We start from the raw sequence: 15,343 nt of genomic DNA, 5'->3' as shown, positions 1-15,343 counted from the left end.
TGCAAAAACGTTTTTGCAAGTGTTTAATTAAATATTTTTATCTAATAATCTGTATCGGTTATTCAGGACAAGACATAAAAGAAAAATCATAATAAAAAACCATTCTTACTGAGAATGGTTTTTTTATGCTCCAAAAATATATTTGTTTAAAACAGAAGATCTTGTATTTCTTTCGTTAAATATGTTTTTTATTAAAAGGCGTTAAGGGCAAATTTTGTGATTTTATAGGAGTGTTTAATTTTTTAACAGCACTTTATTTCAAGAAAATAAATTTCGTGAATATATATTGTTTTTTTTATGTCTAATTTATTCCACTCAAATTTTTATGAATGCGTCTTCGTTTGTAATGGGTCTGTTTTAAATTAGCATTTCCGGATATAATGCTAATATTTCCGTCTATTTCTAGGATTGCTAATTTTACATCTTTAAAATATTCGACTCCATGTTCATGCATGGCTTCTTTTAATTCATCAGAAGTGATGTTTAATTTGCTAAGAGTCTTAAAATCCAAATTGCCGTTGTGTATAAGGATTTCTGGTTTTTCTTGCATGAAATCACTGAATCTTGGGTACTTAAACATCAATTTTTTTAAAATAAAATTGATGGTAAACAATACAGTTGCCGCAGCTAAACCTCCCGATAAACTGGTGTCGTTTCCTACCATTGCATTTTGAACAGAGTTACTGATTAGCAGAATTAATATTACATCAGCAGTGTTTAGTTGAGACAATTCTTTCTTGCCAAAAAGTCTCAAGGCAATAACCATAAAAAAATAAACGAAAATACTTCGAAGAATTATATCAAGATATTCGTTCATTTTTTTAGTTTTAAAGTAATTTTAAAAGTTTTCAATAGACTGTAAACGGCTACTGACTGCTATTTTATTTTAAAATTTTTCTCGATTGCTTTGATCATTTCGCCGGCAATATCTTTATTGGTAGCTCCTTCAATTCCTTCTAGTCCTGGCGATGAATTTACTTCTAATAACAACGGGCCTTTAGCGGAACGAATAATGTCTACACCTGCCACTTTGAGGTCCATTGCTTTGGTTGCTTTGATGGCAATACGTTTTTCTTCAGCGGTTACTTTTATAACAGATGCTGTTCCTCCAAGATGAATGTTAGCCCTGAATTCGCCCGGCATTGCTTCACGCTGAATAGCAGCCACTACTTTTCCATCAATTACAAAACAACGAATGTCTTTTCCATTGGCTTCTTTGATGAATTCTTGAACTAATATATTGGCATTTAAGCTTTTGAAAGCATTTATGACACTTTCTGCGGCTTTTTTTGTTTCTGCCAACACAACTCCTTTTCCTTGTGTTCCTTCTAGTAATTTCACGATTAGTGGAGAACCGCCCACCATTTTTATCAAATCATCCGTATCCAAAGGGGAATTAGCAAAACCAGTAGTAGGAATTTCAACACCATGATTCAATAGTAATTGCAAAGAGTATAATTTATCACGTGATTGCGTAATAGCATTCGATGAATTTAAGCAATATACTTTTAATGCTTCAAATTGCCTGGTCAAAGCGCAACCGTAAAATGTAATGCTAGGTCTGATTCTGGGTATAATGGCATCAAATTGATTTAGTATCTTACCGCCACGATAATGAATTTCTGGCGTTTTTGCATCCAGTTTCATATAGCATTCCTTGATGTTCAGAAAGTGCATTTCGTGACCACGCATTTCGCCAGCCTCCATTATACGCTTGTTGCTGTACAATTCAGGATTACTGGCCAAAAGTCCGATGCGTAATCCGGAACTTGCTTTCTCGGAATTTTTATACAATTCTTTTAGACTATCGGGCGTGGGTTGTCCTAAAAGATATTTTTGCTCCGGGTCAACAAGAACTCTTCCGCTCATGGCTTCGCGGCCTAAAAGCATTCTGAAACCCATGGAATCTCGATTGGTCAATGTCATCTCAATAGGCCATTTTGAACTTCCTATTTGTAGATTTGTTTGAATTACATAGCGTTGTTCTCTAAAGCCACTTGAACTTTTAACGATGCGTTTATCAATCAAAGGCGCTTCACAATGAATTACTGTTTTTAAATTATTTTGGATTGGGTTAATGTCAAATTTCACCCAATTGCTTTCGTTTTTAATAAATGGAGCAATATTTATAGCGTGTAACGCAGATGTTTTAGCACCGGAATCAACACGTGCTTTAATGGTTGGAATCCCTATTTCAGGGAATGAGCACCATTCTTCACTACCTAGGATAAATTTGTTTTCAGACATAAAGTAATTTTAATGGATCAATGTTATAAAAACCAAATGTAAATATTTGTTTTCAAAAAAAGTGTGTTTTATCATAAAGAAAAAACCCGTTACGTTATAAAAACGTAACGGGTTATGGTTAAGATTCAAAGGAATTATTTAAGGATTTGTGGCTTCGCCGGCTTTATGAACCTGAACCGTTAATTCTTGTGCCCCTTCTTCGATATCCATGAAGATTTCATCTCCGGTTGTTATTTTCGAAGTGATAATTTCTTCTGCAAGGGTATCTTCAACATATTTCTGAATGGCTCTTTTTAGTGGTCTTGCGCCAAATTGCCTGTCGAAACCTTTTTCAGCTATAAATGCTTTTGCTTTGTCAGAAAGATTCAATTGGTATCCTAATTCGGCCACACGAGCGAATAATTTTTTTAATTCGATTTCGATAATTAAATCGATATCATGTTTTTCTAAAGCATTGAATACAATTACATCATCAATTCTGTTAAGGAATTCAGGAGCAAAAGTTTTCTTTAAGGCGTTTTCAATAATACTTTTTGAATTATCATCAGCCTGCGCTACTTTGGCAGCAGTTCCAAAACCGACTCCTTGTCCAAAATCTTTTAATTGTCTGGCACCAACATTCGAAGTCATGATTATTATGGTATTTTTGAAATCAATTTTTCGGCCTAAACTATCCGTTAAATATCCGTCATCCAGCACTTGTAATAACATATTGAAAACATCAGGATGCGCTTTTTCGATCTCATCCAATAAGACCACACAATAGGGTTTTCTTCGCACTTTTTCAGTCAGTTGACCGCCTTCTTCATACCCTACATATCCCGGAGGTGCACCAACTAAACGAGAGATAGCAAATTTCTCCATGTATTCACTCATGTCAATACGTACCAAAGCATCTTCAGAGTCGAATAACTCTTTAGCTAATACTTTAGCAAGTTGTGTTTTACCAACACCGGTTTGTCCTAGAAAGATAAAGGATCCAATAGGTCGATTTGGGTCTTTTAACCCGGCGCGATTTCGTTGTATCGAACGTGCAATCTTCATGACGGCCTCTCTTTGTCCAATAACTTTTCCTTCAATAAGTTCTGGTAATTTAGCCAATTTATTGCTTTCGGTTTGTGCTATTCGGTTCACAGGTATTCCGGTCATCATCGATACAACATCGGCTACATTGTCTTCCGTAACTTCTATTCTGTTGTTTTTTGAATCTTCTTCCCATTGTTCTTGTGCAATAGCTAAATCTTTTTCAATACGTTTTTCGTCATCACGAAGTTTAGCGGCCTCTTCATATTTTTGTTTTTTTACCACAATATTCTTCAGTTCTCGAACATCTTCTAATTGACGCTCTAAATCTAAAATCTGTTTTGGAACTTCAATATTGGTAATATGAACTCTGGAGCCTGCTTCATCTAAAGCATCGATGGCTTTGTCCGGTAAGAAGCGTTCAGACATGTACCTGTCAGTTAATTTTACACAAGCCTCAATAGCTTCTTGTGTATAAGTAACATTATGGTGGTCTTCATATTTATTTTTGATGTTATTCAAAATTGTAATCGTTTCAGTGACGGATGTAGGTTCTACAATTATCTTTTGAAAACGTCTCTCTAATGCACCATCTTTTTCTATGTATTGTCTGTATTCGTCTAATGTTGTAGCGCCAATACATTGAATCTCACCGCGCGCTAATGCCGGTTTAAACATATTGGATGCATCCAGAGATCCAGTTGCACCACCAGCACCTACAATGGTGTGAATTTCATCTATAAAAAGAATGATATCATCATTTTTTTCCAATTCATTCATCACTGCTTTCATACGCTCTTCAAACTGCCCACGGTATTTTGTTCCGGCAACAAGACTGGCTAAATCCAAGGTAACAACACGTTTGTTGAATAGAGTACGTGATACTTTTTTCTGAATAATTCGCAACGCTAGACCTTCGGCAATGGCTGATTTTCCCACACCGGGTTCTCCTATTAGTAATGGATTGTTCTTTTTTCTACGACTCAAAATTTGAGAAACACGTTCAATTTCTTTCTCACGTCCTACAACTGGATCTAATTTTCCTTCTTCAGCCATTTCGGTTAAATCTCTTCCAAAATTATCTAAAACTGGTGTTTTTGATTTTTTATTAGACTTATTGGCTGGATTGTTGAAAGTTCCTTCTTTTTGACTGTCATCTTGTCCTGAATCGTCATTGTATGATTCATTTCGTGGCAAATTTTCTATAAAATCTTCTTCGTTTGGAGTCATGTTTTGATATTGTTCTTTAGCTATATCGTAATCAATTTTTAATTTATTCAATAGCTTGGTTGTTGGATCATTTTCATTTCTTAAAATACACAACAATAAGTGTGCTGTGCTAATCGAGGTGCTTTGAAATACTTTAGCTTCCAGAAAAGTAGTTTTTAAGGCTCGTTCTGCTTGGCGTGTTAAGTGTAAGTTTTTTTTCTCAACATTTACTTCTAGACTTGGGCTAGCAGGGCTTAAGATTTCCACTTTTCTACGTAAATGTTCTAAATCAACATCTAGGTTGTTTAATATTTGAATTGCTTTGCCGTTTCCGTCTCTTAAAATACCTAACATTAAGTGTTCTGTTCCTATAAAATCATGCCCTAATCGCATTGCTTCCTCTTTGCTGTAGGTAATAACGTCTTTTACTCTTGGTGAAAAATTATCATCCATAATATATATTTGATATCGTAAATTTAGTGAATTAGTGATAGAAAAACAAAAACCATTCCTATTCGTAGTGCTGTCAGCTAAGTGACAAAAATAATCATAATATTAAAGTTAAATTTACCTTAAATTATTAACTAAAATCGCGAAATAATTTGTTGATAAATCATTTAAATAAGTATTTTAAAAAAGGTATAAAAATTTCAAAAAGGCGTATATTGGCACGTTTTGAAACTAATATAATTATTTAATATAACAACCTATGTCTGAAGGAGAAAAGTTAATTCCTATTAACATTGAAGATGAAATGAAAACAGCTTACATCGATTATTCGATGTCAGTAATTGTATCAAGAGCACTTCCAGATGTCAGAGATGGCTTGAAACCAGTACATCGAAGAGTACTTTATGGAATGCATGATTTAGGTGTAAACTCCAGATCTGCCCATAAAAAATCCGCAAGAATTGTCGGGGAAGTTCTTGGAAAATATCACCCACATGGTGATACCTCTGTTTATGATGCCATGGTTCGTATGGCACAAGAATGGAGTATGCGTTATTTATTGATTGACGGTCAAGGTAATTTTGGTTCTGTGGATGGGGATAGTCCTGCAGCAATGCGTTATACGGAGGCTAGAATGCGCAAAATTTCGGAAGAAATCTTAGCGGACATAGATAAAGAAACTGTTGATTTTAAATTAAATTTTGATGATACATTAGAAGAGCCAACAGTTATGCCAACGCGTGTTCCTACCTTGTTGATAAATGGGGCAACCGGAATTGCAGTAGGTATGGCTACAAATATGCCTCCTCATAACTTAACCGAGGTAATCAACGGTACGTTAGCCTTCATGGATAATAATGATATTGAGATTGATGAGTTAATGACGCATATCAAAGCCCCCGATTTTCCTACAGGTGGTATTATATATGGATATGAAGGCGTTCGTGAAGCATTCAAAACAGGTAGAGGACGTATTGTAATGCGTGCCAAAGTAGGTTTTGAAGAAGTGGACGGAAGAGAATGTATTATCGTTACCGAAATTCCTTATCAAGTTAATAAGGCCGATATGATTAAGCGTACGGCTGATTTGGTTAACGATAAAAAAATTGATGGAATTGCGAATATCCGAGATGAATCGGATAGAAACGGGATGCGCATCGTTTATATTTTAAAACGTGATGCTACACCAAACGTAGTTTTAAATACACTTTATAAGTTTACACAATTACAGTCTTCCTTTAGTGTAAATAATATTGCCATTGTTAAAGGGCGTCCGCAAATGTTGAATCTAAAAGATTTGATTCATTATTTTATTGAGCACCGTCATGATGTGGTGACTCGCAGGACGCAATTTGAATTGAAAAAAGCGGAAGCTAGAGCGCATATATTAGAAGGTTTGATTATCGCTTCGGATAATATTGACGAAGTAATTGCTTTAATCAAAGCTTCAAAAAGTACCGAAGAAGCTAGAGAAAAATTAATTGAAAGATTCAATTTATCCGATATTCAATCTCGTGCCATTGTTGAAATGCGTTTGCGTCAATTAACAGGCCTTGAACAAGATAAGTTAAGAACAGAATACGAGGAAATCATGAAGTTAATCGAGCATTTAAAAGCTTTATTAGCAGATGTAAACTTAAGAATAGCCTTGATTAAAGAAGAACTAACGGAAATTCGTGATAAATATGGAGATGAACGCCGTTCCGTAATTGAATATTCAGGAGGAGACGTTAGTATTGAAGATTTAATTGCAGATGAAAATGTAGTGATTACAATTTCACATGCAGGATATATTAAGCGTACAAACCTAACAGAATACAAGACCCAGAATAGAGGAGGAGTTGGTCAAAAAAGTGCAGGAACAAGAGATCAGGATTTCTTAGAACACATGTTTGTGGCAACAAATCATCAGTATATGATGTTCTTTACGCAAAAAGGAAAATGTTTTTGGATGCGCGTATACGAAATTCCAGAAGGAAGTAAAACCGCTAAAGGAAGAGCAATTCAAAACTTGGTAAATATAGAAAGCGATGATAAAGTAAAAGCATTTATTTGTACACAAGATTTAAAAGACAAGGAATACATTACGAGCCATAACCTTATCATGGTAACCAAAAAAGGGCAGGTAAAGAAAACATCTCTTGAAAAATATTCTAAACCTAGAGTCAATGGAGTTGCTGCGATCACAATTAAAGAAGGCGATGAGTTATTAGAGGCTAAGTTAACTAATGGTCAAAGCCAAATTATATTAGCGGTTAAATCAGGAAAATTAGTTCGATTTGAAGAGACTAAAACCCGCCCAATGGGAAGAACAGCTTCTGGAGTTCGTGGGATTACACTTAAGGACGATTCAGATGAAGTAATTGGCATGGTTACTGTAAATGACATGAGCAGTGAGATATTAGTAGTTGCTGAAAACGGATATGGGAAACGGTCAAGCCTTGACGAATACAGAATTACAAATCGTGGAGGTAAAGGAGTAAAAACCTTGAATATTACGGAGAAAACTGGGAAGCTGATTTCTATTAATGCCGTTACTGATGCGGATGATTTAATGATTATTAATAAATCTGGATTGACTATCAGAATGGCTGTAGAGGATTTGAGAGTAATGGGACGTGCTACGCAAGGTGTAAAACTGATCAATATAAAAGGAAACGATTCAATAGCTGCAGTCACTAAAGTAATGAAAGACGATGTGGCGGAAGTAGTTGTTGATGAAGACGGAAATATTATTGAGTCGGAAGCTATCGAAAGAGTAAAACCTGTTCTTGAAGTTCTTGAAGAGGATGGTGTAGTTGAAGAGGAGGATGAAGAGGACGATTCTGAAAGTGAAGACGAAGACACTGAAGACGAAGACGATTCAGATGACGAAGCTTAGTATGAATAAGTGTAGATTAATAAAGAACTATTAAAAAAGAACTATTAAACAAAATCGAATACCATGAAAAGTAAATATGTAGTACTAGCATCAGCGTTAGTGATTTCAGTAGCCACTTTTGCTCAAAAAGATCAAATTAAAGCCGCTGAAAAAGCATTAAAAGGGGGTAAATCTCAAGAAGCAGTTACCATTTTGATGGAAGCCGAATCTCTCATCGCTAATGCTAAAGAGGCGGAGAAAGCACAATTTTTCTTTGTAAAAGGAAATGCTTTATTGGATTTAGCCAATAAAAAAGTAGATGTAGATGCTAATCTTTCGCTTGCGGCAAAAGCATATCAAGATTTAATTGATGCTGAAAAAGTTTCCGGTAAATTGAAATTTTCTACAGAAGCTGCAGGTTCAATTACAGAAATTAAATATAAATTGATTAATGCTGCCATAGCGGATTCAAAAATCAATAAGCATTCAAATAGCGCAAAAAAACTGTATGATGCATATTTATTAGATAAAAAAGACACTCTCAATTTGTATTATGCGGCCTCTACTTATGTGAATGCGGCAGAATATGACACAGCACTTAAGTTGTATGATGATTTGAAAAACTTAAATTATTCTGGAAAAGGAACCAGTTTTTTTGCGGTGAATAAAATCACTAATGAAGAAGATCTTTTTACAACGGCTCCGGAAAGAGACAGAGTAGTGAAAATAGGGACTCACGAAAAACCAAGAACAGAAGCTATTCCTTCTAAAAGAGGAGAGATCTATAAAAACATAGCTTTAATTTTAGTGCAAAACGGAAAAATTGAAGAGGCTAAAAAAGCAATATCGGATGCAAGACAAGCAAATCCGGAAGATACTTCATTAGTTTTGACAGAAGCAAATCTTTATTTAGAAACAAAAGATTTTGAAATGTATAAAAAGCTGATCGCTCAAGTATTAGAGAAAAATCCTAATGATGCTGATTTAGTTTTTAATTTAGGAGTTCTTAGTGCTAATGCAAAAAATCAGGTAGACGCTGAAAAGTACTATTTAAAAGTTATTGAAATTAATCCTAAATACATTAATGCTTACATCAATTTAGCGGCCATGAAGTTAGAGGATGAAAAGGTAATTATCGATGAAATGAATAAATTAGGAACTTCTACTAAGGATATGAAGCGCTATGATGAATTGAAAAAGAAAAGAGAAAATTTATTCAAAGCTACAATTCCTTTTCTTGCAAAAGCAGTTGAACTAGATCCTAAAAATGAGGATGTTTCAAAAACACTTTTAGGCGTATATAGCGCTTTAGAAATGACAGCTGAATACAAGGCATTGAAGGCAAAGAATTAATGCTAGATTTTTAAATTTAAAAATAACCTCTCTCGAATTACTATTTTGAGAGAGGTTTTTTTTATATGATTTTTTTAATTACTCTTAATTTGTGTGTATGCTTATTGGTTTCGGCATTAAATATTCCTAAATGATCAAGCCTGTCAATTCGTACTTTTCCACTGGCATGAATGATGTAATTATCATCCATAATTATTCCTACATGGATTATGTTGCCTTCTTCGTTATCAAAAAAAGCGAGATCTCCTGGTTCACTTTCTTCTATAAAACTTAAAGCTTCCCCTTGTTTTGATTGTTGAGAGGCATCACGAAGCAATTTATATCCGTTCAGTTTATACACCATTTGAGTAAATCCTGAACAATCAATTCCAAAAGGAGTTTTCCCTCCCCAAAGATAAGGAGCGTTTAAATACATAAAGGCAGTTTTTATTAAATGCTCTTTTGTTTTTTTGCCACTTGTTTTTGTTCCATCAAACTCAAAATTCGAAATGTTTATCTCACTGTTATTTATAAATGAAACCGAGGATCCGAGCGGAATAGGAATTAATTGATTATCTGGAGTAGTGATATATTCAATTAAATCGGAATTCAATATGATCGTTTCTGCGGACAATTGATTAAAATTTGATTCTGAAATCAACTGTAATTGTTTAGAATCGATCCAGCCTTCATACTCGTCGTACTGTACTTTGATGCGAGACCATTGTTTCATTTGCTCTAAAATTTCAAAATGTTCTCCAAATAAAATTTGAGAAACAATTTCGCTTTTATCACTGGGTTCAAACCGAAGTGGTATCATTGCTAGATTACAAATTCCGAACATTTAGGGTAATTTATGAGTTTAGAATTAGGAGTTATATGTTTTTAATATACGACTCCTAATTTATAATTATTTTAAGCTCTTTCAATAACAATTGCTGAAGCACCACCACCACCATTACAGATTGCAGCAGCTCCAATTTTACCATTATTTTGTTCTAATACGTTGATCAAAGTAACAATAATTCTTACTCCGGAGCAACCTAAAGGATGTCCTAATGATACAGCACCACCATTCACATTAATCGTGCTGCTCTCTAGTCCTAAAATTTTGGCATTGGCTAGGCCAACTACAGCAAAAGCTTCATTGAATTCAAAATAATCAACATCAGTAATGGCTATTCCTGCTTTTTCTAATGCTTTAGGAATTGCTTTTGATGGACTTGTTGTAAACCATTTTGGTTCTTGTGCGGCATCTGCATACCCTTTTATATACGCCAGAGGTTTCAATCCTAAAGAGATTGCTTTTTCTTCGCTCATTAATATCACAGCTGCTGCTCCATCGTTTATTGTAGAAGCGTTTGCTGCGGTAACTGTACCGTCTTTTGTGAAAACAGGATTTAATGAAGGTATTTTGTCTAATTTTACATTAGAAAACTCTTCGTCTTTAGAAATTATAATAGGATCTCCTTTTCTTTGAGGAACGGCTACAGAGACAATTTCATTATCAAATTTTCCGGTCTCCCAAGCTTTTGCACTTCGCTCGTAGGATTGAATTGCGGCGTTGTCTTGGTCTTCTCGGGTAAAATTATATTCAGCGGCACATAAGTCCGCACAAACGCCCATTGCGTTGTTGTCGTAAGCATCAACAAGTCCATCTTTTTGTAAACCATCAATAAATGTTGTTGGACCAAATTTAGTTCCTGTTCTCAAATTCATATAGTGAGGAATTAAACTCATGTTTTCCATTCCGCCCGCAACAACAATTTCAGCATCACCACATAAAATGGCTTGAGTACCTAGCATTACAGCTTTCATTCCAGAGGCACATACTTTGTTGACTGTAGTACAAGCAACAGAATTAGGTAAACCAGCATATAGTGCAGCTTGGCGAGCAGGAGCTTGTCCTACACCAGCTTGAACTACATTACCCATAAATACTTCATCAATTAAATTTGGATCCAATTTTATTTTGTCCAAAGCTCCTTTTATAGCCACAGCACCTAATCTAGGAGCGGTAACTGTAGATAATCCTCCCATAAAACTACCGATAGGTGTTCTAACGGCAGAAACGATAACAACTCTTTTGTTCATGATTTATATAATGTTGGTTTATGTAGCAAATTTAATCTTTTTTAAACAATTTCGTATTTTGATGTTGGGATAATCTCTTTTAAAAATTTATTTATATTCTATATGTTTGATTGTGAAGTCTTTTTAGAATTAGGACAAAAAATATTTAAAAAAAAGGTCTAAATAGTTGTGAGGAACGTAAAGATGTGTTAAATTTGCAACCGCAAAACAGGACACGTTTCTTTGAGCTTGGAGGGGTGCCAGAGTGGTAATGGAGCAGTTTGCTAAACTGTCATCGAGCAATCGGTGCCAGGGTTCGAGTCCCTGTCCCTCCGCTTTATATTTTTTTCGGGGTGTAGCGTAGCTCGGTTATCGCGCCTGCTTTGGGAGCAGGAGGCCGCAGGTTCGAATCCTGCCACCCCGACTAGTTTTTTACATGAGCAATGGAGGCATAGCTCAGCTGGATAGAGCACCTGCCTTCTAAGCAGGCGGTCGAAAGTTCGAATCTTTCTGCCTTCACTTTGAAAATCAAGCCTTTACAGAAATGTAAGGGCTTTTTTTATGCCTTGTGACGAACATTTGACGAACATTACAGTCAAATGAAGTAAATCATTCTCTGCTTATTTTTTCCTATTTTTGATAAAGCTAAAATTAAAATTATGGAAACTGTTGAAATTATTACTGGCTACTGGGTGATACTTTTTCTATTTTACCTTTTTATAGTAGGGAGATTGTTTTTTATTATCACTCCTATTTTGTCTATTTATTATTTTGAAGAAAAAATAGAATGGAATGAAAAAATAAATCCTGAAAAGTTAAAAATATATTTAATTTTATTTTTGCTTGCTTCTTTTTTAATTTGGTTCAGTTACCAACCACTTATTAAACCTAAATCTTTGTTTGACATATGGAGTACTTTCATTGTAGGTACTGTTGGGTTGGCCGGGATATGTTTTTTTATTGAAAATAAAATAAGAACTCCTTCAAAAAAATATCTTAATAATTGTTCTAATGAAATTAACGATATTCAATTAGGCTCAAATGTCATCAATGAGCAAAATAATATTTTGTTAGAAGATGTAAAGAAAATGAATACCTCTTTTACTTTTACTAATGAAGAAATTAAACAAAAGTATTTGGAAGCTTTGGAAAACAAATTGTTTGATTGTGAATTATCAGTTTTTAAAACTTTCATATTGCTAGAAGAACCTATTGATAAAATAATTTGGAAACCAGTTGCGGATAGTGGTCATAAAAACAGACAGATGCTTTTTGATTATATTAATGATTTATTTCATAATCAGGTATTGACTAAAGATAGAAACGAAAGTGTAACCATGATAAACAAATATTTTGAATTTAACGAGATCGGACATCCTAAAAAGGAGAAAGAGGTTTATTCTAAGTTAATTGGGGACTGGATGAAAAAAAAATGAGAGAGTTTTTTTTGAAAGTAAGGACAGTTAAAACAGATTAACTGTCTTTTTTTATTTTTATCCTTTCTATTCCTTTGCTTCATGGTTCTCACGAAGAGAATCTTAAATCTCAAAAAAGAAACTATGAGCAATTTACAAATCGAAGAAAAGCTATTTAGTATAGAAAATAGCATTCAAAAATTAAGTCTGGCAGTTAAGCCTATTTTATCTGTTGAAGAAGCTGCAGTGTTCTTAAATATGAAACCGTCATATTTATACAAATTGACATCAGATAAAAGAATTACTTTCTTTAAGCCACTTGGCAAACTTATCTATTTTAAACGAGTTGATCTCGAAGCTTTCTTACTTCGCAATGAAAGTCCTTCAGTGAGCGAACAACAATCAAATGAAAACCATTGGAAAAAATAAACACAATAATCATAGCTAACGACTATAAATATTGTGCTCTATTTTATTTGTAACTCCTTTGTATCTCTCAAAGATACAATTAATTCTAATTGTATATGAAAAATTTATATTTAAGAGTAGGAACTACCTACTTCAAGAAATCATTATACCCGTCATTAAATGGTGATTTTATCGAAATACTAGTGGTTTGGAGTTCCGAACTAATACGCCAAGATCATGGAAAAAATACACTTTCAGAGATAGAACGCTTTGATGGTTTTATATGCATTCCAGAAAACCGTCCTGAACACTTTAAAAAAAGAGTTCAGGACTATTACAACACGTATCATCAAATTAGTAAATCTCCTGGAAAAGGAGATATTTCTAATACGATGATTTTTTTAAACCACATTTTTGGAGATCAAAAAGAAATGGGAATTGATTATCTGCAAATCCTGTATTTAAAACCTACTCAAATACTCCCAATTCTTTGTTTGGTGAGTAAAGAAAGAGCTACGGGTAAGTCAACATTCTTAAAGTGGCTGAAAGTCATTTTTGAGTTCAATATGACTTTTCTAACTAATAGTGACTTTACCTCTCAATTTAATGCAGATTGGACTTCAAAACTAATTATTGCCGTGGATGAAGTTTTATTTAAGACAGATGAATTAACCGAGAGAATCAAATACTTATCAACTACTAATTCTCATAAAACCGAATCGAAAGGTAAAGATAAAAAAGAGTCACAATTTTTTGGAAAATTTATTTTATGCTCTAATAATGAAACCTCATTTATAAAAATTGATGCAGATGAAATTCGGTTTTGGGTGTTGAAAATTGAAAAGTTTGAGAAGGAAGACGTTCACTTTTTAGAAAAATTGATATCTGAAATTCCTGCATTTTTAAATTTCCTGACCAATAGAGAACTCTCTACTGAAAATCAATCTCGAATGTGGTTTACTCCGCAACAGATAAAAACCAAAGCTTTACAAAGATTGGTTAGATTCAATAGTAGTAAAGTGGAAGCTGAACTAGCTAACGTGCTAATGAATACAATGGAGAGTTTAGATATTGAAGCTCTGGAATTTTGTTTTTCAGATTTACTAAATATCCTAAACAAATTCAGGTTGAAATATGATGCTGTTGAAATAAAAAAAATCGTTCGTGAAATATGGGAACTGGAGCCTGCAAAAAACTCAAATCAATACCAAAAAATTACAATAACAATGGATTTAGATTTTTATCAAAATCAATCCAAAGGGAGGTATTATTCGGTTTCTAGAAAATTTTTAGCCGATAAAGTGATGAATTGATGAGAATAGGCTTTCAGCCCGCTAATTATAAGGCTTAAGCTTGTCATCATTTTGTCATCAAAATAAAAAGTGATGACAAAAAATGATGACAAGAAAAAAAAAGAACCCGAAAATGATGACGTGATGACAAATTGATGACGGTCTAATTCCTTTGCAGTATTGGCTTAAAGTAGTTTTGTCATCAATTCATCACTTTTCAACATTTTTTTCTACCCTAAAAAAAACACAATGAATATAGCACAAGCACGAGATATTTCAATAGTAGAAATATTACAAAATCTAGGATATGAACACATAAGTACTAATGGAAAAGAAAGTTGGTATTTGTCTCCTTTTCGATCTGAAAATTCAGCTTCATTTAAGCTTAATTTGAAATTAAATCGATGGTTTGACCATGGCGAGCAAATAGGTGGCAATGTGGTAGATCTTATAGTTAAACTAAAAAAATGTACGGTAAGCGAAGCTTTAAAGTATTTACAAAGCAGTGATACTTTTTCTTTTCAAAAGCAAACAGCACTTGCTTATGAAAGAAAAAAGGAGGGAAATTGTAATAATGTATTAATCGTAAAAAGAATTGAACATAGCGCCTTAAAACAGTATTTAGTAAGTAGGGGAATAATAAATTCGTATGCTTTAATGCAAATAGAAGAGGTTCATTATGAAATCGACCAAAAAAAATACTTCGCAATAGGTTTCAAGAATAAAAGTGATGGCTGGGAGCTCCGGTCAAAATATGCTAAAATATGTTTGGGTAAAAAGGATATCACATTAATTGATAATGGATGTACAGTTGTAAAAATTTTTGAGGGTTTCTTTGACTATTTAAGTTCCCTTCAAATTAGTGATGAAAAAAATATAAATGAATCAGATTATTTGATATTAAATTCGGCTGCATTAGTAGTGAAGAATATATCCATTTTAGAGAAATACAAAGTAATACCAAACGAAAATATAATATAGGCCAATTTTGATAATTGGTTTTTTTTATATTATATTTGGACTATATTATAAAA

11 protein-coding genes and 3 tRNA genes are annotated in these 15,343 nt (G+C 33.7%); 9 read left to right on the top strand and 5 right to left on the bottom strand.

The annotated features are described in order from the left end of the window. Positions 1-301: 301 nt before the first annotated feature. From EKM02_RS14140 to EKM02_RS14130, 3 genes are all read right to left on the bottom strand, one after another. Positions 302-817, bottom strand: coding sequence for a DUF421 domain-containing protein (locus EKM02_RS14140; protein ID WP_126456234.1), 516 nt, complete (start codon positions 815-817; stop codon positions 302-304). Positions 818-876: 59 nt separating this feature from the next. Continuing rightward, a complete protein-coding gene (gene rimK / locus EKM02_RS14135; RefSeq protein ID WP_126456232.1) occupies positions 877-2,247 on the bottom strand; it encodes a 30S ribosomal protein S6--L-glutamate ligase in 1,371 nt (456 codons plus the stop codon). 138 nt (positions 2,248-2,385) lie between these two features. After that, positions 2,386-4,932, bottom strand: a complete 2,547-nt coding sequence (locus tag EKM02_RS14130; protein WP_126456230.1) for an ATP-dependent Clp protease ATP-binding subunit — start codon at positions 4,930-4,932, stop codon at positions 2,386-2,388. A 256-nt stretch (positions 4,933-5,188) separates the two neighbouring features. Here EKM02_RS14130 and gyrA point away from each other — a divergent pair, with 256 nt between their 5' ends. Together gyrA and EKM02_RS14120 are read left to right on the top strand one after the other, a co-directional pair. Beyond that, positions 5,189-7,810: a DNA gyrase subunit A gene (gene gyrA / locus EKM02_RS14125; protein ID WP_126456228.1), complete on the top strand. Its 2,622-nt coding sequence runs from the start codon at positions 5,189-5,191 to the stop codon at positions 7,808-7,810. Positions 7,811-7,873: 63 nt separating this feature from the next. Next, positions 7,874-9,142 carry a tetratricopeptide repeat protein gene (locus EKM02_RS14120; RefSeq protein WP_126456226.1) on the top strand — a complete coding sequence of 423 codons (1,269 nt, stop codon included), beginning with the start codon at positions 7,874-7,876 and terminating at the stop codon, positions 9,140-9,142. A gap of 61 nt (positions 9,143-9,203) precedes the next feature. Here the strand turns inward: EKM02_RS14120 and EKM02_RS14115 are convergent, their stop codons facing one another. Continuing rightward, positions 9,204-9,965: a C40 family peptidase gene (locus tag EKM02_RS14115; protein WP_126456224.1), complete on the bottom strand. Its 762-nt coding sequence runs from the start codon at positions 9,963-9,965 to the stop codon at positions 9,204-9,206. 71 nt (positions 9,966-10,036) lie between these two features. Further along, entirely contained in the window at positions 10,037-11,215 is a 1,179-nt protein-coding gene (locus tag EKM02_RS14110) for an acetyl-CoA C-acyltransferase (RefSeq protein ID WP_126456223.1), read from the bottom strand. A gap of 230 nt (positions 11,216-11,445) precedes the next feature. On the opposite strand from EKM02_RS14110, the gene EKM02_RS14105 reads away from it, so the two are divergent. From EKM02_RS14105 to EKM02_RS14075, 7 genes are all read left to right on the top strand, one after another. Then, positions 11,446-11,529: transfer RNA gene (locus EKM02_RS14105), tRNA-Ser, on the top strand. 14 nt (positions 11,530-11,543) lie between these two features. Then, a tRNA-Pro gene (locus EKM02_RS14100) sits at positions 11,544-11,618 on the top strand. Positions 11,619-11,639: 21 nt separating this feature from the next. Then, a tRNA-Arg gene (locus EKM02_RS14095) sits at positions 11,640-11,713 on the top strand. Between the two features lie 140 nt (positions 11,714-11,853). Then, positions 11,854-12,630 carry a hypothetical protein gene (locus EKM02_RS14090; protein WP_126456221.1) on the top strand — a complete coding sequence of 259 codons (777 nt, stop codon included), beginning with the start codon at positions 11,854-11,856 and terminating at the stop codon, positions 12,628-12,630. A gap of 123 nt (positions 12,631-12,753) precedes the next feature. Beyond that, positions 12,754-13,038, top strand: a complete 285-nt coding sequence (locus tag EKM02_RS14085) for a helix-turn-helix domain-containing protein (protein ID WP_158614763.1) — start codon at positions 12,754-12,756, stop codon at positions 13,036-13,038. Positions 13,039-13,133: 95 nt separating this feature from the next. Next, positions 13,134-14,330 carry a primase-helicase family protein gene (locus EKM02_RS14080; RefSeq protein ID WP_126456217.1) on the top strand — a complete coding sequence of 399 codons (1,197 nt, stop codon included), beginning with the start codon at positions 13,134-13,136 and terminating at the stop codon, positions 14,328-14,330. A gap of 228 nt (positions 14,331-14,558) precedes the next feature. Continuing rightward, on the top strand, positions 14,559-15,290 hold the full coding sequence (locus EKM02_RS14075) for a CHC2 zinc finger domain-containing protein (RefSeq protein ID WP_126456215.1): 732 nt from the start codon (positions 14,559-14,561) through the stop codon (positions 15,288-15,290). Positions 15,291-15,343 lie beyond the last annotated feature (53 nt).

This window comes from Flavobacterium sp. RSP49, assembly GCF_003968735.1.
Taxonomy (GTDB): domain Bacteria; phylum Bacteroidota; class Bacteroidia; order Flavobacteriales; family Flavobacteriaceae; genus Flavobacterium.
The sequence above is the reverse complement of the archived record's forward strand: the minus strand, read 5'-3'. Positions and strand labels throughout refer to the sequence as shown.

Excerpts from the sequence above, each read along its gene's own strand:
- EKM02_RS14140 (WP_126456234.1), bottom strand. The coding sequence starts at position 817 with ATGAACGAATATCTTGATATAATTCTTCGAAGTATTTTCGTTTATTTT.
- rimK (WP_126456232.1), bottom strand. The coding sequence starts at position 2,247 with ATGTCTGAAAACAAATTTATCCTAGGTAGTGAAGAATGGTGCTCATTC.
- EKM02_RS14130 (WP_126456230.1), bottom strand. The coding sequence starts at position 4,932 with ATGGATGATAATTTTTCACCAAGAGTAAAAGACGTTATTACCTACAGC.
- gyrA (WP_126456228.1), top strand. The coding sequence starts at position 5,189 with ATGTCTGAAGGAGAAAAGTTAATTCCTATTAACATTGAAGATGAAATG.
- EKM02_RS14120 (WP_126456226.1), top strand. The coding sequence starts at position 7,874 with ATGAAAAGTAAATATGTAGTACTAGCATCAGCGTTAGTGATTTCAGTA.
- EKM02_RS14115 (WP_126456224.1), bottom strand. The coding sequence starts at position 9,965 with ATGTTCGGAATTTGTAATCTAGCAATGATACCACTTCGGTTTGAACCC.
- EKM02_RS14110 (WP_126456223.1), bottom strand. The coding sequence starts at position 11,215 with ATGAACAAAAGAGTTGTTATCGTTTCTGCCGTTAGAACACCTATCGGT.
- EKM02_RS14090 (WP_126456221.1), top strand. The coding sequence starts at position 11,854 with ATGGAAACTGTTGAAATTATTACTGGCTACTGGGTGATACTTTTTCTA.
- EKM02_RS14085 (WP_158614763.1), top strand. The coding sequence starts at position 12,754 with ATGAGCAATTTACAAATCGAAGAAAAGCTATTTAGTATAGAAAATAGC.
- EKM02_RS14080 (WP_126456217.1), top strand. The coding sequence starts at position 13,134 with ATGAAAAATTTATATTTAAGAGTAGGAACTACCTACTTCAAGAAATCA.
- EKM02_RS14075 (WP_126456215.1), top strand. The coding sequence starts at position 14,559 with ATGAATATAGCACAAGCACGAGATATTTCAATAGTAGAAATATTACAA.